Raw genomic sequence first — 17,668 nt, 5'->3', positions numbered from 1 at the left:
ATCAGCGACGGCGCAGGGATGCATCGAGCAGGGCGGGCGGGGCGTCGGACTTCTCGGCCGGGGCGAGGTCGGTGCCGGGTGGGACGATCTCGTCGATGGCGTCGAGGATGTCGCCGGACAGCACGGTGTCCGCGGCGGCGAGCTGTGAGTGCAGGTGCTCCAGCGTGCGAGGACCGATGATGGCGCTGGTCACTGCCGGGTGGGCGGTCACGAAACCGAGTGCGAGCTGGATCAGCGTCAGACCGGCCTCGTCAGCGACCTTCGCCAGCCGCTCCACCGCGTCGAGCTTGGCGCGGTTGGAGGCGATGCTGAGATCGAAGTACCCAGGCAAGATCCCGGCGCGGCTGGTGGTGATCTCCTGGCCCGCGCGGATCGCGCCCGACAACCAGCCGGAGGCCAACGGGCTCCACGCCAGCACGCCCAGCCCGTACTGCTCGGTCACGGGCAGCACGTGGGTCTCGACGCCGCGCTGCAGGATCGAGTAGCCGGGCTGTTCGGTGACGTAGCGGCTCAGGTGGTTCTCCCGGGCGGCCCACTCGGCCTGCACGATGCGGTACGCCGGGAAGGTCGAGCTACCGAAGTACCGGATCTTGCCCGCGCGCTGCAGATCGGTCAGAGCCGACAACGTCTCCTCGTCGCTGGTCGTCGGATCCCAGCGGTGGATCTGATAGAGATCGACGTGGTCGACACCGAGGCGGCGCAGGCTGTTGTCGAGCTCGGTGACCAGCCAGCGGCGCGAACTGCCCCGGTGGTTGCGCTCGTCACCCATCGGCAAGGTGGCCTTCGTGGCCAGGACGAGATCGTCGCGGCGGCCGACGATGGCCTTGCCGACCATCTCCTCGGACTCGCCCTGGCTGTACATGTCGGCGGTGTCGATGAAGTTGATCCCAGCCTCGAGGGCGGCGTCGACGATGGCCGTGGCCTCGTCCTGGGTGGTGCGCCCGATCTGGCCGAAGTTCATCGCGCCGAGGACGAGAGTGCTGACCTGTACGCCGGTACGGCCCAAAGTGCGGTAGTGCATGAGTGTGCTCCTGAAGGATGGTGGCTTGGCCCGGGCTCGCCGGGTCTGGCATCATGAAGGAAGAAGCGGAACCTCGTTCCGCTAATCAACATACGGAACATTGTTCCGTTTGCCAAGTGGAGGGACGCCTCAGTGGCCGAGAGCGGATCAGGGTCGGTGGCCCCGCGGAAACGGGCCGATGCGCGGCGCAACGAGGAGACGCTGCTGGACGCGGCCGCGGTGGCCTTCGTCGAATCCGGCGTCGACGTGCCCGTGCGCGACATCGCGGCCAGGGCCGGGGTGGGCGTCGGCACCATCTATCGCCACTTCCCGACCCGAGCCGACCTCATCGTCGCCGTCTACCGGCACCAGGTCGAGGCATGCGCCGAGGCCGGTCCGGTGTTGCTGGAGAACTCCGGCAGCCCCCACGCAGCTCTGGCGAGCTGGATCAACCTCTTCGTCGACTTCCTGGTCACCAAGCACGGACTCGCCGAGGCATTGCAGTCCGACCAGGCCGCGTTCCAGACGTTGCACGCCTACTTCCTCGATCGGCTCGTCCCCGTCTGCGGCCAACTGCTCGACGCCGCCGCGGCGGCAGACGAGATCCGCACCGACACGGAGGCCGTCGAACTGATGCGAGGCGTCGGCAACCTCTGCATCGGCGCGGACAACCCTCAGTACGACGCTCGCCGGATGGTCGCCCTGGTTATCGCCGGCTTGCGCACTCGCTAGAACCCAGCTTGTGGCGCCGGCCCGTGTTCTGCACTGGGGGCAGGAGGCGCTTGGTGCTCGTGCGTCGGCGGGTTGAGCCCGTGCGTGGTGTGGGTGGCAAGCGGCCAGTAGGTGGCGTCGGGCGAACAGCAGGTGACGTCGGGCCGGAAGCCGGTGCCGCTGACGATGAGCAGCGAGCAGATGGCGCCGGGCACACGACAGGTGCCGCTCAACAGATAGCCGGCACCGCCGCACACAATGCGGGTGTTTGGCGACGGCGTACTGGCGAAGGCGCACGCACAGCGGACAGCGAGTACCAGGCATGCGGCGGCGTTGGGCGAACCCGCAGTAGGTGAGGCGGCCTGGGAAAGCCGCGACGCTGGGCGCAGTACGGGTGGCGGAAGGGCTGGCCTGGAGGGTGTGTTGTGGGGAGGGATTAGTCATAGCTGGCTTCTGTCCACCATTGGTTGTTGCGGACCGCGAAGAGCCAGGCTCGGCCGTCGGCGCCTACCAGCTGGAAGCGGGCCAGGCGATTTTCGGTGTCGGTGTCCCACCAGCGTTCGTCTACCGGCCAGGGACCGGCCCAGGCGATGACCGGATGGAGTTTGTTGCTATCGGCAACTTGTGGTGAGGGTTCGAAGCGGAAGGCGGCTGGGGCGCCGGACAGTACGCCGCGGGCGCTCACTGAGACCTGTCGGCCGTCCGCCGAGAGCACCATCGCCGGCTTCGGTGTCGGGTAGACCGTGCTGGGTGCCGGCGTCGGCCAGCGGCTCCCCGTACCGGCGATCGCGCCTGGCCATGGGAGGTCTGGTGGGTTGGCCGGCACCGGGCGGTCGCCCCAAGGGACCAACGTCTGCCGCTCCAGGAACCCTCTGCCGCCACCGACCACCACGGAGGCGACCCCGCCGTGACCGAGCATGCTCTGCACCCGGGACAGCGCTCGGTGGATCCGTTCGTCAGGCCCGCCTCCCCAGAGACCGTCGACGTGAGCACCGACCGGGTCGACCTGATCCGGGATCAGCCGGATCCGCACCACGGGTGACGTCAGCTCGCTGGTCGCCGTACCGCTGCCCTGTAGTTGCCAGCGGACTCGGTCGACGAGGTCGGCGGGGCTGAACCAGCGTGGATGCAACCACTCCCGCTCATGCACCCGGCCCGACTCGGTACCGACTTCGACCCGCAAGGTGGTGCAGACCAGGCCGACCTTGGTCAGCTGCTCGATGAGCTCGTCGGCGACCGCCCGTACTGCGAACGCCACCTGGTCAACGCGATCCACGGGCGGCTCGAAGTCGAGCTTGCGGGTCAGCTCGGGTGGCGCCTTCCGGGCGACAACCGGGCGGTCGTCGTCGCCGCGAGCCAGCCGGTGCGCAAACGCGCCGTCCGGGCCGAAGCGAGTCAGTACTTCGGTCGCGGGCAACCGCGCGAAGGCGCCGAGCGATCGCAGCCCGAGACGCCGGAGCAGATCGGTGAGCGTGGGTTGCTCGAGCGTGTCGACCGTGAGCGACGCGAGGAACTCCGCCGACCCACCCGTCGGGATCACCAGCACACGCGTCCGCTCCGAACTCTTCCGAGCCGCCTGCTCAGCGGCGAAAGGCCCGTCGGCAACACCGACCCGGCCACCCGGTACGTCGAACGTCTCGAGTCGGTCGAGCAACTTCTCCGCGGCGGCGGACTCGCTCCCGTAGAACCGGCTTGGTCCGCGCGCCTTCAACGCACACATCCCCGGCCGGATCACCTGGATGCCCGGCGTGAGTGCCTCCAGGCAGCTGATCACCGGGTCGAAAGCACGGGCATCGATCACTGGGTCGTATTTCAGTACGACCAACTCCGGGCATCGCGACTGCGCATCCCGCGCCCGCAAGCCACGCCGTACTCCCTCGGCCCGAGCAGCCGCTGAGCTCGCCAGCACCCGCCCCTTCGCTAGTACTGCGACCGCCGCGTCCGGTGGATGCCCGGCGGCCGTCGCCGCAGCCGTCACCGGCCAATCCGGAATCCACACCACCATCGTGCGAGTCAGCCCGGAACGAGGCGAAGCGGGTGAAGTTGCAGGGCGTGCGGGCTCCACGCGGGGTGAGGTGGGTGGGGTCGCGGGGCATGCGAGTTCCGCGACGGGCGCGACGGGTGAGGTTGCGGGGTGCGCGAGTTCCGCGATGGGTGAGGTCGCGGGGTGCGCGAGTTCCGCGATGGGTGAGGTCGCGGGGTGTGCGGGCTCCGTGTGGGGTGGGGGCATTAGCTGACTGCTTCCCACTGGGTGGGGGGTTCGAGGGGGTGGGTTGCGTCGGTTGGGTCTACTGGGCGGATGGTGCCGTCGGTGGCTGGTAGCCAGAGTTGGTGTTGTTGGGGGCGGACGGCGGCGCCTCGGCCGGTTACTGCGACGGTCGCCTGGCGGCCGGTCAGGTAGCCCTCGCCTTCGCCGAGGCCGGTCCAGGTGCTGGTTTGCACCTCCAGGCGAGCCTCGCTGCCCGGCCAGGAGCCGACCGCGATCAGCATCGCCCCGCGCGTCCGCAGCCGCGCCGACAACCGGGACGCCTCCCCCGGCGTCACCTCCCCCGGCGGCCGGACCACCACGACCGTCAGGGCATCGACCAGCGCCGCGACGACGCTCAGCCAGTCCCGCTCCGGATCGGGCACGAGCACCAGCCGCTCGAGATCCACGCCGAGCCCGCGCGCCGCCTCCGCGCCGAACGAAGGCATCCCGACCACTCCACACCAGGCACCCTCGGCGGACGGCCCGGCCATCATCGCCATCACCAGCGCCGTGGACCCGCGCACGGAGTACACCGAGCCACCCCGTAGTACGGCGCCGGACAAAAGGTCGGAGACGGCTGGCAGAGTAGGCAGCGCCCGGTCGACAGTGGCAGTGTCCAGCGCCTGCTGGACTCGCGTCTCGGTCGTCCGCGGCGCCAGCACGGTCTGCGCCACCAGTTCGTCCGACGCCTCCCGGAGCCGGGCAGCCTTCTGCTCCTTGGCCCGGGCGAGCAGCGATCGCGCCTGATCCAGCGCGGTCACCCGGCCCCGCTCGGCCGGACGCGCAGGCAGCTCAGTAGCAGAAGTCCCCGTCACACCCCCATGTTCGAACACCTGTTCGACTTATGTCAATCGCAAGACCGTGACCTGTGGACAACCCTCCGCGACAGCCCCCTAGACTCGGCCCGTGCGCAGAGTCGACCATCCGCGGTTCCAGGACGCCGTGCGGGAGATCGAGCAGAGCATCGACACGGCCTGGCGCAACCTCTACGCCGAGTTCGGGACGACGGACCAGCACGACCTGGCCGAGCTGGTCCTGCAGGATCCCGCCGAGTTCGACTGGCGAGTGGTCGACGGAGCACTCAAGCAGCTGGGCTGTGACGAGTACGGCGAGCGCCTCGGCGCCGGACCGCTCGGGTGCGCGAAGTGCGACCTGGCAAACGGCTTCCGGTTCGCCGCCCGCGAAGTGGATCGCCCGAACGTGCCGCCAGGCAACGAACACGCGATCCGGGTCGCCTCGGCGGTCGCCCGAACCAGACATCGCTACTCGCCCAGGGCACGCTGCGGGTACGAGCTCGCGCTGCCCGGCCTGCTCGCCGGCGAGCTGCCCACGACCCCGCAGGCGCAGCGCCTCAAAGCACTGATCAACCAGCTCACCGACGACCGTCTCGAGGAGCTGATCACCGTGGCGGATCTCCAGCGAGAGGACCGGGCATGAACCTTCTGGCCGAAGTCGAGCAGCACCACCACGACCTCGCCCGCTGGCTGGGCAGCGAGGCTGAGCCCGCGTTGCTCGATGCGCTCCGGATCGCCCATCAGCCGGAGTTCACCCTCGTCACCATCGACGGCGAAAGCCTCGCCCGGCCGGCCTTGATGGACGCGCTGGCCGGCTCGCGGAACGCAGTACCGGGGCTGAAGATCGGGATCGAGGAGTTCGAGGTGACGATCCGGACCGCCGAGGTCGCAGTCTGCCGGTTCCTCGAGGTGCACTCGATCGGCTCGTCGCGGCGCAGCACCGCAGTACTGGTCGCCGAACCCACCGCCCGGTACGGCGCGCGCTGGCTCAGCGTGCACGAAACCGCGATGCCCTGATCCAGGTACTCCGAGCCCAATCCTCCAGCGCTGGAATCTGAGAAGGTAGAGCCATGCCGAGAGCGATTGCCACCAACACCCAGGTCGACACCGACGCGCTGCTGGAGTTCGTCCGTCCGCGCCATCACATGCTCCTGATCACCCGCCGCGTGGACGGTACGCCGCAGGCCTCCCCGGTGTCGGGCGGGGTCGACACCGAGGGCCGGATCGTCATCTCGTCGTACCCGGAGCGGGCCAAGAGCAGCAACGTTAAGCGCGACGCGCAGGCCAGCGTGGTCGTGCTCTCCGACGACTGGAACGGCCCGTGGGTGCAGATCGACGGCAGCGGCGAGGTGATCGACCTGCCGGACGCAGTGGAGCCCCTGGTCGACTACTACCGCTCGATCTCCGGCGAGCACCCCGACTGGGACGAGTACCGCGAGGCGATGCGCGCCCAGGGCAAGTGCCTGATCCGGATCACCCCGGAGCGCTGGGGGCCTGTCGCCACTGGCGGCTTCCCGGCGCACCTGGCCGACTAAGAGGTCAGCTCTTGTTGTAGCGGCGGGCCATCGTTTCGGTGATGCGCTGCATGGCGCCTTCGAGGTGCTCGCGGAGGGCTGCTTCGGCGCCGGCCTCGTCGTGAGCCAGGCAGGCGTCCAGGATCGCCTGGTGCTCGCGGCGGGTCTGCTCGATCCGCGCCCTGGTCTGCCGTGAGCCGAACCTGTACCGCTCGCTGTTCTGCCAGACCGGCTCGATCGCCCGGGGCAACCACCTGGAGCCGCCCGCCCGGTAGATCGCGAAGTGGAACTCCGTATGCGCCTGCCGCGACGCGATGATGTCGCCCACCTTCGACAGCCGCACGTGCTCGGCCAGGGCCGCCCTGGCCAGCGCCGCGTCGGTCTCGCTGAAGCGCGTCGCCGCAGCCCGTACTGCGAGGGTCTCCAGCGCGAGCCGGGTCTCATGGGTGTCGCGCAGGTCCTCCATGGACAGCTCACGGACCCAGGCGCCCTTGTGCGGCACGATCTCCACCAGCCCGAGCGCCTGCATCCGGCGCAACCCCTCGCGGATCGGCATCTGGCTCATGTCGAGCCGCTTGGCCAGCTCCTCCAGCCGCAGCGCAGTACCGCTCGGGAGCTCACCGGACAGGATCAGCTCGTGCAACTCAGCAGCGGCTTCCTCTGCGAGTGTGCGCCGGCCGCTCGGTCCCCCGGGTGTGAGCTCGAGTCGTCGGGTCATGGGGTGTCGGCTACCTCTCTCCTCCACTGCACGCACATCTGGGAGGCAACCGTAGCTGGCCGTGGGCGATCTGCGGGGCATCTTCCACAGATTGCCCACGGCCATGTCATCAGATGGTCTTCAGAAGCGACCCAGGTCGAGCAGCACTCGCCTGTCCGTGGGTGCGCCGGCCAGTAGATCCAGGGCGTCCTCCACGAGCGGCGCCGCCACCAGCTCGACGTCCGGCCGTACCTGCGAAGGCGCGATGTCGGTCAGTACCTGAGTGACCGTTCCCGGCTCGATCGTCGTCCGCTGCATGTTCACCGGCAGCACCCGCAGGTCCCGGCCGATCAGCTGATGCAGGTCGAGGGTGGCGAACTCCCCGGCCGTGTAGCCGAGCGCCACGAGCCGTCCGCCGGGGGTGATGTGGCTCATCACCCCACTGGTGACCGGGCCGCCGACAGTGTCGATCGCCGCGTTGCACCAAGGCAGCTCCCGGCCAACCTGTCCCAGCTCGTCTACTCGCACGATCTGGTCCACCAGTCCGTCCAGCAGCTGGACGGACTCGTCATTACGAGCCAGCCCGATCACCTTCATCGCCCCAGCCGCCCGCGCCACTGCAGCGCACAGCCGGCCGACCAACCCGGTGGCCCCGGTGATGACGACTGTCTCGTTCTGCACGATCTGACCGACCCGCCGTACTGCGGTGTGAGCGGTCAAGGCGGCAGCCAGCATCGCCACGGCAGCAGCCGGTTCCAAGCCAGCAGGCAGCAGATGCAGCGACGCATCCGGTACTGCGGCCAGCTGCCCCCACGTGCCAGGCCGGGAGACCCCAACTCCCCCGCCGCGGACCACTACCGGCGTACCGGCCTCGTAGACGGCCGAGCTGACTACTACTCCGGCGCCCTCGGACCCCGGCACGAACGGCGGCTGTAGTTGCTGTGCCAGCTTGCCGGCGAGCACTGTCCGATCGAGCTGCGTGACGGATGCGTACTGCATCTGCACCAGCGTCTCGCCCTCCCCGGCGACCAGCTCGACCTCCTCGACCTTCAGTTGCTGGCCGGGCCCGTAGCAGCGCAGCACCAAGCCTCTCATCCAGCCACCCCACTCATCCCCGTGTCCACCTGGATTTGATATCTGATCACATCTCGGTCCTGCGGAAAAGGCCTTCTCACGCTGAAACGACCCCCTTCTTCAACGGCCGGGTGAGCTGTTCGCACACCGTTGATCGAGCTGCTGCCCGGCCTCGGTCCACCTGATCGCTGCCCATCGGGAACGGCCAGTCACTCCCGGCCAGCACCCGATCCATCCCGAAGGTCGCCCCCAGCAACGTCCGTACCGCGTCGTCGTGCACCAGGTCGTCCACATAGAACCGCTGCAGGGCCTCAGCCACGGACAGCGGGAGTGGTTCGATTCCTGGTCGTGCGGTGTCGATCCCCCGCTGCCAGCGCCCGGCAAGAGCAGCCGTGACGCCGCCGCCGTGGCACAGGCAGAACCTGATGCCAGGGAAACGACCGAGCACATCCCCGAAGACCAACTCCGCCACGGCGAGCCCTGTTTCATAAGGGTTCCCCAGCAGGTTCGACAGGTAGTACCTGTCGAGCCGCTCGTCGTGGCTGTGGCTCGGGTGAATCAAGGTGAAGGCCTCCAACTCGTGGAGAACCTGCCAGACCGCGTCCAGCCCGGCGTAGCCCGCAGTACCGAGGGCGAAGCCACTGAAGACGCCCTCAGCTGCCAGTGCTGAAGCAACCGATGCAGCAGAGGCGTCATGCAGTGGAAGCTGTCCAAGCACGCGTAGCTGCGGTGTGGCCAACTCCCGGAGTCCCTGGTTGACCAGTGCTGCCCACTCGACGCCTTGGTCGTAGCGGAACAGTGCCGGCGGCACGGAGACGACGGCGCCGTCCAACGACTGCTCATCGATCCACCGCAGCAGCGCAGCGGGGTCAGCGAGGCGCTTCAACGGCAGCCGCTGGCCGTCGACCTGCAGGAAGCCGTCCTCGACAGCCAGCCCGAAGGCACGCTGACCAGCCGCCGCGAGCACAGTCGGCGGTATCAGGTGAGTGTGGACGTCCCAGCCGGCCATGTCAGCGGGCGTCCTCGTCGTTGTCGTAGAAGGACGGTCGCACCGGGTAGTGCGGCCCGTCGTACACCTCGAGCAGGACAGAGGTCTCCTCTGCCATCGTCGGCCCGTGCGCTACGCCCTTGGGGTTCCAGTAGAAGCTGCCCTTGGTCAGAGTCGTCCCAGTCGGCAGGTACACGTACCGGCCGGACAGGCAGAACATGAACTGGTTAGACGCGTGCTGGTGCGCCTCCGGAATCCCGGAGCCCTTCTCAAAGCGCACCAGCGCGATAGAAGCCTCCGAAGCCGGGTCTCGCCAGAGCATCTTGTGCGACAACCCGGCCAGCGACTTCTCGACCCAGTCCAGGTCGTCCGTCTGCAGCAGCACCTCGCTCAACTGCTCGTCGAAGGAGCTCATCAGACGCCCTCCCGTGGCACAGGCCGCCCAGTGATCCCCAGGTAGAGCTCCTCGGCAACCCCAGCCGCCATAGGAGCCACTGCAGCGATATGCCCATCCGGCCGAACCAGTACGACGGTGTCAGCCGGTACGCCGTACCGGCTGGTCGCGATGCTGCCCGGATCGAACAGGGAGCGGTCGCGAAGCCCAGAGTCCAGCGGTGCGTCCCACCGCGACACCGCATAGTGCTGCAAGGCGGGAGAGTCGTTGACCGGCACCGACGGCCGACGCCGTACGTCGGTGAAGTACAGCGCCACGAAGGACTCGCGACACAGCCCATGGATCGTCTCCCGGCCGCGGGGACCCTGCAGGGCGAGGTCGGGAGCCCTGTCACCAGCACGGACGGCAGGCGGCTCGGCACTGGTCATCACCATCGACCAGTCGCCTTCCCCATCCACATCCAGCCGTACGCCGAGCAGCGTCCGCGTGTACGCCGTCGCCCAGTCGCTCCCGGCAGCCGTCACGGCCCCTCGCTGGTGGGACATATACTTGCGAGCCGCCTCAGCCATCTCGCCCGACCCGTTGATCGCGACAGGCCGCTGCTCCTGCTCGTAGCCATCGAGCAGCGACGGCTCGGCCCAGCCGCGCAGTACCCAGGCAAGTCGCCACGGCAGGTTGGAAGCGTCCAGTGCGCCCGTGTTGAGGCCCAGTGCCCACATCGGCGTGATCAGGTGTGCCGCGTCGCCCATCAGGAACACCTTGCGCTCGGCAGACCAGTGGTCGGCCACCCGGTGGTGCACGTTGTAGACGACCGAGCCGAGCAGCTCGATCCGGTCCACCTCGCCGATGAACTGCTTGACCTTCACCAGCATGTCTTCCTCGCTGGGCTTGTCCGCACCGGCCGCCAGCGGGAAGAGGAACCGCCAGCAGTTGGGCTGGCGGATCAGCACCATCCACTCGGACCGGTCGGAGAAGTAGGCCAGGTACGGGTAGTCGCGGGCGTTCGAGACGTCGAGGTCGACCACCACGTCGATCAGCATGTACCGCTCGGGCAGGGTCTCCCCCGAGACCGTCGCACCGAGCGCGTCGCGCACCTTGCTCCGTCCGCCGTCGCAGGCGAGCAGGTGCGAGGCCTCGATCCGCTGCTCCCCGGCCGGCGTCGACACGGTCAGCACGACCCGGTCGTCGAGCACCTCGAAGGACTCCAGCCGGTGCTCGGTCAGTACCGAGCCGCCCGAGCGCTCCAGCGCCGCGGCCAGGATCGGCTCCATCTGCTGCTGCGGCAGGTTGATCACGAACGGGAACTGGGTGTCGTTGACCAGCTCGGCCAGCTGCACCGAGGCGCGCGGCGTGTTGGTGGCCCGGTCGATGTCGCCGATCTCGTCGATCCGCAGCGCGGCCGCGAGGATGCCCTCCACAGCGCCGTACCGGTTCCAGATCTCCAGCGTCCGGGTCAGCGTCGTACCGGCCTTGGTGTCCGAGGAGAGCACCGCATCCTCCTCGAGCAACACGAACGGTACGCCGTAGTGCGCCAGGCCGAGGGCCGTGGTCAGGCCGATCGGTCCGGCGCCGACGACGGCCACGGGGAGTTGCCCCGCTAGGGACTGGAGACACTGGTCGGAGGGCACTCTCAGGACTCCTTGAAGGTGTCTAGCCGGGCGAAGGCCCGCTCGCGGGTCAGCTGCGAGCCGGTCATCGCCGCCGCGTCGGACAACAGGAAGAGCAACGGGCCGACCACGTCCTCGGGATCGCCGATCCCCAGGGTGTCCCGCCAGTGGTCGAGGTCCTTGCCGATGTTCGCAGAGCGGAACTGCTCGGTGTCGATCACCCCCGGCGCGATCACGTTCACCCGGACCCGGTGCTCGGCCACCTCGGCGGCCAGGGTCCGCGCGAAGGCTCCCAGCGCCGCCTTGCTCGACGCGTACGCCGCGGCGCCCGGGAACCCGGTGCCGGCCATCCCAGAGGTGAAGACGATCACCGACCCGCTACGACGGTCGATCATGTGCGGCACGACCGCCTGACAGACCCAGACGACGCCGTCGAGGTTCACAGTGAGCGTCCGGGTCCACTGCTCGGGATCCGTGTCGACCACGGCCGCACGCGGCTGTACTGCGGCGCCGGCGACCAGCCCGTCGATCCGGCCGTGCCGCTCGATCACAGCGCTGACAGCCTTGAGTACGGCCTCCCGGTCCGAGACGTCCACTTCCACGTACTCGACTCCGGCAAGGCCAAGGCCGCGGGAGATGTCGAAGACGACCGCAGTACCGCCGCAGCCGGCTACTGAGGCGGCCAGTGCCGCACCGATGCCGTGCGCTCCACCTGTGATGACCACGACCTCGCCGGTCGCGTCGAAGCTCACCTTCATGACGTCCCCTCGCGCTGGGAGTTCTGCTTCGAGGTCATCGTCTCGGTGATCCGCTGTACTGCGCCAGCCAGGTGGTTGCGGAGTGCCTGCTCGGCAGCCTCGGCGTCACGGGCGATACAGGCATCCAGGATCGCCTGGTGCTCCTGCCTGTTCCGCTCGAGCTGGAACGCTGTCTGCCGGCTACCGAACCGGTAGCGCTCACTGTTCTGCCAGACCGGCTCGATAGCCCGTGCAAGCCACTGCGACCCACCCGCCCGGTACAGGGCGAAGTGGAAGTCCGCATGCGCCTGGCGAGCGCCGATGGAGTCCTCGGACCGCGAGAGCTGCAACAGCTCGGCCAACGCCGTCCGGGCCTTCTCGGCATCCGCCTCGCTGAAGTGCTCAGCAGCAGCCCGTACTGCGAGGCTCTCCAGGGCTAGCCGCGTCTCATGGGTGTCATGGAGATCCGCCAGCGACAGCTCCCGCACCCAGGCGCCCTTGTGCGGGATGATGTCGACCAGTCCGAGCGCCTCCAGCCGGCGAAGGCCTTCCCGCACAGGCATCTGGCTCATGTCGAGCCGGTTGGCCAGCTCGACCAACCGGAGCGGAGTACCGCTGGGCAGCTCGCCGGACAGGATGAGTTGATGTAGCTCGGCAGCGGCCGTCTCCGCCAACGTACGGCGGCCGCCACGTCCGCCACCGGGCAGCAGCGCCAACCGGCTGCTCATGCGAGCTCCCGGCGGACCAGCACGTTGCGCAGCTCGCCGAGCTTGTCGGCCCGGGTCACCACCTCGTCGCCTTCGGTCAGGAACACCTGCGGCTCTCGCGCGTTGCCGATACCGGCCGGCGTCCCGGTCAGCAGCAGATCGCCAGGGCGCAGGGTCATCCCGAACGACAGCTCACTGATCAGTGTCGCCACGTCGTACGCCATCTGCTTGGTCGAGGCGTCCTGCATCACCACACCGTTCAGCAGGCACTGCAGGTGCACGTCCTGCGGATCTCCGAGCTCGTCGGCAGTCACGATCCACGGGCCGAGCGGCATCGTCTGGTCGATGCTCTTGCCCTTGAGCCATTGGCCTCCGTGCTGACGCTGCAGGTCGCGCTGTGACACGTCGTTGGCCAGCGTGTAACCCCAGACGTGATCCAGCGCGTCGGCGACCGGGATACTGCGCCCGGTCTTGCCGATCACCAGCGCCAGTTCGGCCTCGTAGTCCCATTTGGCCGAGATCGCCGGGTCGTACGCGATCTCGTCGTACGGGCCGATCACGACGTCCGGGCCCTTGGTGAAGAAGGTCGGGTGCTCGGGCCGGTCGACGTCCTGGCCGTCGCGCTTGCCCTTGCTCTCCTCGAAGTGGTCCCAGTAGTTCCAGCCGGTGCACAACACGTCCCGGCGGAACCGCCGCAGCGGTGCGCACAACCGGACCGATGCATGAGGCAACCGTTCGCCATCGGCAATCTCGTTGCGCACGGCAACCAGCGCGGCCGGACCGGCCTCGATCACCGAGACCAGGTCAGCCGCGTCCAGCAGGACGACGTCCTCGCCGTCCAGTATGCCGGGCCGCTCCCGCCCGGCATGCTCAATCGTCACGAACCGCATCTCAGGTCCACTCGACGCCGCGCACGTGATCACCCACTCCCGGCCTGCGTCCGCCACTCGTGCCTGCGCTCAGCTCCGCCACGAACGGGAAGCCGGCTGTCTTGTTGGTTCGCCCACTCATGGGATCACCGCAATCGCGCTGATCTCGATCAGATAGTCCGGGTGGGCCAGCTTGCTGACCTCGACCATCGTCGAGGCGGGCAGTGGCTCGTGGAAGTACAACGCGCGGATCTCGTGGATCGCGGCGAAGTCCTCCATGTTGCGGACGTACACATCCACCCGGCAGACGTCGTCCAGCGTGCCGCCGGCCTCCTGCACCGCGGCCTGCACGTTCTCACAGACCTGCCGGGTCTGCTCCCGCACGTCGCCGACCCCGGCGATACTGCCGTCCGGCCGCCGGGCGGTCATCCCGGACACGAACACCAGCCGCCCGGTCGCCTCGATCGTGGTCGCCTGCGAGAACACGCCGTTCGGGCTCCGCAGCGCCGCGCTGGTCAGTTGCGTCTTCGCCATCAGCTCAGCACCCCTCCCGTCGGGACGACGGCGCCGACCGCACGCGCGGCCTGCAGCAAACCGTCCAGCCCCGACTTCTCGATCAGTACGCCGTTCCGCCGCTGCTGCGCGGCGCGTTCGGCCTCGATCTCCCCCGGCAGGTACAGCCGGTCCACCCCGGGAGCCGTCGCGCTGCCCTTCACCTTGGCGGCAAGGGCCGACGACCGCTGCCGGAACCCGTCGATGCCACCCAGCAACTCCGGGTCGATCGCGAGGAACAAGTGCGCGCAGTCGTTCGGCCGACCCGGTTCGCGGTACAACGGCCGTACCTGGTCGCCCCAACCGCCGCCACTCAGCACACCGGTCAGCACGTCGATCATCAACGCCAGCCCGAACCCTTTGTGGCCGGCCGCAGGCAACAACATCCCCAGTACTGCGGCCTCCGGGTCCGTGGTGGGCACTCCCGACTGATCCGTGGCCCAGCTGTCCGGGATCGGCCGGCCCGCCGACGCGGCCAGCCGGATCTTGCCCAAGGCAACGGCCGACAACGCCATGTCGAGCACGATCTCCGGCCCACCTTCGCCCGGTACTGCGATCGCGAGCGGGTTGTTGCCGACGATCCGCTCGGCACCCCCGGGAGCCGGCATCAGCGGCGTGGTGTTGGACATCGCGATGCCCAGGCAACCGGCCTGCGACGCCTGCATCGCCCACCGGCTGGCCGCACCGAAGTGATGCGCGTTGCGGACCGAGACCAGGCCGATCCCAAGCCGGCCGGCGCGCTCGATCGCGTGCCCCATCGCTTGCGGGCTGGACAGCTGGCCCATCCCACCGCGGGCATCGACGACCAGGGCCGCGCCGGCGTCGTGCAGGATGTCCAGCTCGCGTTCACGAGTGACGCCGCCGGCGTTCAGCCGTTCGACGTACATCGGGACGAGCATGACGCCGTGCGAGCTGACGCCGCGCAGATCGGCCTCGACGAGCGCGACAGCGATCCGGGTCGCGTCGGTCGGCTCGAAGCCCAGCGCGGTGAAGACGGCCGAGACGGTCGCTTCCAGCCACGCGGGCCGAACGAGTACCCGGCGATCGGCGTCTGAAGCCTGGGTGGTCACCTGGTCTCCTGTGCCCACGGCAACAGCAGGTGCTCCAGCAGTACGAGCGCGTAGAACAACAGGATCGCCATGATGCTGAGCAGCGTGATCGCGGCGAAGGCGAGCGAGGTGTCGGCGCTGGCACCCGACTGGGTGATCACATACCCCAGGCCGGAGGTGGCGCCGACGAACTCGGCGATCACCGAACCGATCACGGCCAGCGAGATCGCCACCTTCAGCCCGGTGAAGATCTGCGGCATCGCGTAGCGCAACCGGAGCTTGAAGAACTCCTGCGTCTTGCTGGCGTTGAGCGACTTGAGCAGCTCGACCAGCTCGACCGGGGTGGACTTCATCCCGCTGGCGGTCGAGATCACGATCGGGAAGAAACAGACCAGCAGCACCATCAGGACCTTCGGCCACTGACCGAAGCCGAACCAGACCACCAGCAGCGGCGCGATGGCGATCTTCGGGATCGCGTTGATGCCCAGCAGCAGCGGGTAGAGCAGCCGCTCGACGATCACCGACCGGACGATCAGCAGCGCGACCGGAACACCGACGACGATCGCGAGCAGGAAACCCTCGAGCGTCTCCACCAGCGAGACACCGGTCTCCTTCAGCAGATAGCCGGGCTGGTCCAGGAACGTGACGAGCACGTCGCCCGGGTCAGGCAGCAGGTAGGAGTCGATCGAGAACACGATGGTGGCCAGCCACCACAGCGCGAGCGCGAGGATCAGGCCGATCGCCGGGAGCAGCACGGCCGCAGTACGGGAGTGCGTGAGCCAGGAGCGCGTCGTCATCGCCGGGCCTCGGGCAGGTCGACGGGACGCTCCTGCTCCGACAGCAGGCCGTGCAGATGACCGCTGATCTGAGCCACCTCGGTCAGGTGGGCGTTCTGGCCCAGGCTTCGGGGGCGCGGGATGTCGATCTCGACGATCTCGCGCAGACGTCCCGGCCGGGGGGTCAGCACGACCACCCGGTCGGACAGGACGACGGCCTCCTCGATCGAGTGGGTGACGAAGACGATCGTCGTGGCCAGCTCCATCTGGATCCGCTGCAGCTCCGCCGACAGTTCGGTCCGGGTCAGCGCGTCGAGCGCCGAGAACGGCTCGTCCATCAACATCACCTTGGGCCGGCGGATCAGAGACCGGCACAGCGACACCCGCTGCTGCATGCCACCGGACAACTCATGCGGGAGCCGGCGCTCGAACCCCTTGAGCCCGACCAGCTCCAGCAGCTCGTGCGCCCGGTCCCGGTACTGCGCCTTGCCGCGCTCGGAGTCGCCGCCGGAGATCTCCACCGGCAGCATCACGTTCGAGACGACCGACCGCCACGGCAGCAGGGCCGGTCGCTGGAACATGAAGGAGACGTCCCGGCGCGGGCCGGAGACGGCCTCGCCGGCCACCTCGATCCGGCCGGACGTCGGCGGCAGCAGTCCCGCGATCAGCCGGAGCAGCGTGGACTTGCCACAGCCGGACCGGCCGATCAACGTGACGAACTCGTTCTCCTGGACGTGCAGGCCGATCTCCTCGAGCGCCCGGACCTCGCCCGCACGCCCGTCGAAGACCTGTCCCACGCCGTCCAGCCGGATCATCTCAGCCCTTCGGCGCCAGGCCGGCGTTCACCACGTCGGCGGGCTTGATCGCGCCTTCTTCGACCACCTTGTACTTGACCAGCGCGTCGATGATCCGCTGGACCCGGACCGGATCGACCTCACCCGGAGCGCCGTTGAAGCCGTCCGGCTTCACGTACTCCTTCATCAGCTCGAGTTCCTTGGTGGCGACGGCGATGTCGGTGCCCGGGACGTACTTCTTCAGCGTCGCCGCGGCATCTGCGGGGTCCGCCATCGCGTCGTTCAGGCCCTTGATCAGCGCCGCGGTGAACTTCTTCACCTGGTCGGGGTGCTCCTTGACCAGGTCGTCCCGGGCGATGATCGCGTTGCCGTAGAGGTCCTGCACCTTGTCGCCGTACGGCAGTACGACCGCTTTGCGCTTCTTCTCCTTGTCGGCCGCCTCCAGCAGCGGAACGCCAACCACGAACTGGCCGATGCCGTCGACCTTGTCGTTGGCGAGCAGCGCCGGCAGCCCGGGCGGCGGCGAGGGGACGAACTCGACGGACTTCGGATCGATGCCGACCTGCTGGGCGTACAGCGGGAAGGTGACCTGGTTGGTCGAGCCCGGCTGGTCACCGATCCGGATCTTCGGGTCGGCGACCAGGGACTTCGGGTCGCCCGCCTTGATCTTGCCGCCCTCGAGAGCGACGATCGCCGCCATCGAGCGCTGGTGGATCATGCCAACCGTGGTGACCGGCAACTTCTGCTTGGCCAGGGTGATCATCAACGCGGTGAAGTCACCGATGCCGTAGTCGGCCTGACCACCGGCGACGATCTTCATCACGTCGACGGTGCCCTTGCCCGGCGTGATCGTCACGTCGAAGCCGGCTTCCTTGAAGTAGCCCTTCTCCAGGGCGACATAGGCATAGGCCTCACGGCCGAAGGTGCCGAAAGAGGTCAGGTAGCTGACCTTCTCCAGTTTCGTGTCCCCGTTCGAGCCGGTCTTGCTGTCGTCGTTGCACGCGCTCACTCCGGTTGCGAGTGCAAGAACCGCCACCAGGGCGACGGCCGAACGTCTGAACCTCATACTGGACCTCTCCTCTCCGATATTTGATCAAACATCAAATATGGAAGGGTGGTCAATCGGCCCTCGGGGACTTCACAGTGTCTTTACGTCG

Annotated in this window: 20 protein-coding genes; 4 read left to right on the top strand and 16 right to left on the bottom strand. The window is 68.4% G+C overall.

Annotation, left to right across the window (positions count from 1 at the left end; genetic code table 11):
• Position 1: 1 nt before the first annotated feature.
• Positions 2-1,021: an aldo/keto reductase gene (locus tag A3ES_RS0121510; RefSeq protein ID WP_020388912.1), complete on the bottom strand. Its 1,020-nt coding sequence runs from the start codon at positions 1,019-1,021 to the stop codon at positions 2-4.
• 156 nt (positions 1,022-1,177) lie between these two features.
• Here A3ES_RS0121510 and A3ES_RS0121505 point away from each other — a divergent pair, with 156 nt between their 5' ends.
• On the top strand, positions 1,178-1,732 hold the full coding sequence (locus A3ES_RS0121505) for a TetR/AcrR family transcriptional regulator (RefSeq protein ID WP_237745015.1): 555 nt from the start codon (positions 1,178-1,180) through the stop codon (positions 1,730-1,732).
• Positions 1,733-2,147: 415 nt separating this feature from the next.
• On the opposite strand, the gene A3ES_RS0121495 is transcribed toward A3ES_RS0121505, so the two are convergent.
• Entirely contained in the window at positions 2,148-3,716 is a 1,569-nt protein-coding gene (locus tag A3ES_RS0121495) for a DNA polymerase Y family protein (protein WP_026163086.1), read from the bottom strand.
• A 224-nt stretch (positions 3,717-3,940) separates the two neighbouring features.
• Positions 3,941-4,774: a hypothetical protein gene (locus A3ES_RS0121490; RefSeq protein ID WP_237745014.1), complete on the bottom strand. Its 834-nt coding sequence runs from the start codon at positions 4,772-4,774 to the stop codon at positions 3,941-3,943.
• A 91-nt stretch (positions 4,775-4,865) separates the two neighbouring features.
• On the opposite strand from A3ES_RS0121490, the gene A3ES_RS0121485 reads away from it, so the two are divergent.
• The 3 genes from A3ES_RS0121485 to A3ES_RS0121475 are packed head-to-tail and all read left to right on the top strand — an operon-like array spanning position 4,866 to position 6,288.
• On the top strand, positions 4,866-5,396 hold the full coding sequence (locus A3ES_RS0121485) for a hypothetical protein (protein ID WP_020388907.1): 531 nt from the start codon (positions 4,866-4,868) through the stop codon (positions 5,394-5,396).
• Positions 5,393-5,770, top strand: coding sequence for a hypothetical protein (locus A3ES_RS0121480; protein WP_020388906.1), 378 nt, complete (start codon positions 5,393-5,395; stop codon positions 5,768-5,770). The genes A3ES_RS0121485 and A3ES_RS0121480 overlap by 4 nt, the downstream gene beginning before the upstream one ends.
• Before the next feature lie 53 nt (positions 5,771-5,823).
• On the top strand, positions 5,824-6,288 hold the full coding sequence (locus tag A3ES_RS0121475) for a PPOX class F420-dependent oxidoreductase (RefSeq protein ID WP_020388905.1): 465 nt from the start codon (positions 5,824-5,826) through the stop codon (positions 6,286-6,288).
• A 4-nt stretch (positions 6,289-6,292) separates the two neighbouring features.
• Here the strand turns inward: A3ES_RS0121475 and A3ES_RS0121470 are convergent, their stop codons facing one another.
• From A3ES_RS0121470 to A3ES_RS0121410, 13 genes are all read right to left on the bottom strand, one after another.
• The gene (locus A3ES_RS0121470) at positions 6,293-6,985 is read right to left on the bottom strand and encodes a GntR family transcriptional regulator (protein WP_020388904.1); all 693 of its coding nucleotides are present in this window, start codon (positions 6,983-6,985) and stop codon (positions 6,293-6,295) included.
• 120 nt (positions 6,986-7,105) lie between these two features.
• Positions 7,106-8,059, bottom strand: coding sequence for a quinone oxidoreductase family protein (locus A3ES_RS0121465; protein ID WP_063745985.1), 954 nt, complete (start codon positions 8,057-8,059; stop codon positions 7,106-7,108).
• Between the two features lie 76 nt (positions 8,060-8,135).
• Entirely contained in the window at positions 8,136-9,047 is a 912-nt protein-coding gene (locus A3ES_RS0121460; protein WP_020388902.1) for an amidohydrolase family protein, read from the bottom strand.
• A gap of 1 nt (position 9,048) precedes the next feature.
• Positions 9,049-9,441: a cupin domain-containing protein gene (locus tag A3ES_RS0121455; protein WP_020388901.1), complete on the bottom strand. Its 393-nt coding sequence runs from the start codon at positions 9,439-9,441 to the stop codon at positions 9,049-9,051.
• A complete protein-coding gene (locus A3ES_RS0121450; protein WP_157630658.1) occupies positions 9,441-11,048 on the bottom strand; it encodes an FAD-dependent monooxygenase in 1,608 nt (535 codons plus the stop codon). The genes A3ES_RS0121455 and A3ES_RS0121450 overlap by 1 nt, the downstream gene beginning before the upstream one ends.
• Positions 11,049-11,050: 2 nt before the next feature.
• Positions 11,051-11,785 carry an SDR family NAD(P)-dependent oxidoreductase gene (locus A3ES_RS0121445; protein ID WP_020388899.1) on the bottom strand — a complete coding sequence of 245 codons (735 nt, stop codon included), beginning with the start codon at positions 11,783-11,785 and terminating at the stop codon, positions 11,051-11,053.
• The gene (locus tag A3ES_RS0121440; RefSeq protein ID WP_020388898.1) at positions 11,782-12,492 is read right to left on the bottom strand and encodes a GntR family transcriptional regulator; all 711 of its coding nucleotides are present in this window, start codon (positions 12,490-12,492) and stop codon (positions 11,782-11,784) included. Before A3ES_RS0121440 ends, A3ES_RS0121445 begins: the two co-directional genes overlap by 4 nt.
• Entirely contained in the window at positions 12,489-13,361 is an 873-nt protein-coding gene (locus A3ES_RS0121435) for a fumarylacetoacetate hydrolase family protein (RefSeq protein WP_020388897.1), read from the bottom strand. Before A3ES_RS0121435 ends, A3ES_RS0121440 begins: the two co-directional genes overlap by 4 nt.
• A gap of 117 nt (positions 13,362-13,478) precedes the next feature.
• Positions 13,479-13,874, bottom strand: a complete 396-nt coding sequence (locus A3ES_RS0121430) for a RidA family protein (protein WP_020388896.1) — start codon at positions 13,872-13,874, stop codon at positions 13,479-13,481.
• The gene (locus A3ES_RS0121425; protein ID WP_020388895.1) at positions 13,874-14,962 is read right to left on the bottom strand and encodes an Ldh family oxidoreductase; all 1,089 of its coding nucleotides are present in this window, start codon (positions 14,960-14,962) and stop codon (positions 13,874-13,876) included. Before A3ES_RS0121425 ends, A3ES_RS0121430 begins: the two co-directional genes overlap by 1 nt.
• Complete coding sequence (locus A3ES_RS0121420; protein ID WP_020388894.1) at positions 14,959-15,738, bottom strand: ABC transporter permease; 780 nt, start codon at positions 15,736-15,738, stop codon at positions 14,959-14,961. The genes A3ES_RS0121425 and A3ES_RS0121420 overlap by 4 nt, the downstream gene beginning before the upstream one ends.
• On the bottom strand, positions 15,735-16,532 hold the full coding sequence (locus tag A3ES_RS0121415) for an ABC transporter ATP-binding protein (protein WP_020388893.1): 798 nt from the start codon (positions 16,530-16,532) through the stop codon (positions 15,735-15,737). The genes A3ES_RS0121420 and A3ES_RS0121415 overlap by 4 nt, the downstream gene beginning before the upstream one ends.
• A 1-nt stretch (position 16,533) precedes the next feature.
• Positions 16,534-17,577: an ABC transporter substrate-binding protein gene (locus A3ES_RS0121410; RefSeq protein ID WP_020388892.1), complete on the bottom strand. Its 1,044-nt coding sequence runs from the start codon at positions 17,575-17,577 to the stop codon at positions 16,534-16,536.
• Positions 17,578-17,668: the final 91 nt, after the last annotated feature.

The organism is Kribbella catacumbae DSM 19601 (assembly GCF_000372465.1).
Classification (GTDB): Bacteria; Actinomycetota; Actinomycetes; order Propionibacteriales; family Kribbellaceae; genus Kribbella; species Kribbella catacumbae.
This window is presented reverse-complemented; position numbering and strand designations above follow the sequence as displayed.

Bases quoted from the DNA above. Each gene is read 5' to 3' on its own strand.
- A3ES_RS0121510 (WP_020388912.1), bottom strand. From the start codon at position 1,021: ATGCACTACCGCACTTTGGGCCGTACCGGCGTACAGGTCAGCACTCTC.
- A3ES_RS0121495 (WP_026163086.1), bottom strand. From the start codon at position 3,716: ATGGTGGTGTGGATTCCGGATTGGCCGGTGACGGCTGCGGCGACGGCC.
- A3ES_RS0121480 (WP_020388906.1), top strand. From the start codon at position 5,393: ATGAACCTTCTGGCCGAAGTCGAGCAGCACCACCACGACCTCGCCCGC.
- A3ES_RS0121475 (WP_020388905.1), top strand. From the start codon at position 5,824: ATGCCGAGAGCGATTGCCACCAACACCCAGGTCGACACCGACGCGCTG.
- A3ES_RS0121470 (WP_020388904.1), bottom strand. From the start codon at position 6,985: ATGACCCGACGACTCGAGCTCACACCCGGGGGACCGAGCGGCCGGCGC.
- A3ES_RS0121465 (WP_063745985.1), bottom strand. From the start codon at position 8,059: ATGAGAGGCTTGGTGCTGCGCTGCTACGGGCCCGGCCAGCAACTGAAG.
- A3ES_RS0121460 (WP_020388902.1), bottom strand. From the start codon at position 9,047: ATGGCCGGCTGGGACGTCCACACTCACCTGATACCGCCGACTGTGCTC.
- A3ES_RS0121455 (WP_020388901.1), bottom strand. From the start codon at position 9,441: ATGAGCTCCTTCGACGAGCAGTTGAGCGAGGTGCTGCTGCAGACGGAC.
- A3ES_RS0121445 (WP_020388899.1), bottom strand. From the start codon at position 11,785: ATGAAGGTGAGCTTCGACGCGACCGGCGAGGTCGTGGTCATCACAGGT.
- A3ES_RS0121440 (WP_020388898.1), bottom strand. From the start codon at position 12,492: ATGAGCAGCCGGTTGGCGCTGCTGCCCGGTGGCGGACGTGGCGGCCGC.
- A3ES_RS0121435 (WP_020388897.1), bottom strand. From the start codon at position 13,361: ATGCGGTTCGTGACGATTGAGCATGCCGGGCGGGAGCGGCCCGGCATA.
- A3ES_RS0121430 (WP_020388896.1), bottom strand. From the start codon at position 13,874: ATGGCGAAGACGCAACTGACCAGCGCGGCGCTGCGGAGCCCGAACGGC.
- A3ES_RS0121420 (WP_020388894.1), bottom strand. From the start codon at position 15,738: ATGACGACGCGCTCCTGGCTCACGCACTCCCGTACTGCGGCCGTGCTG.
- A3ES_RS0121415 (WP_020388893.1), bottom strand. From the start codon at position 16,532: ATGATCCGGCTGGACGGCGTGGGACAGGTCTTCGACGGGCGTGCGGGC.
- A3ES_RS0121410 (WP_020388892.1), bottom strand. From the start codon at position 17,577: ATGAGGTTCAGACGTTCGGCCGTCGCCCTGGTGGCGGTTCTTGCACTC.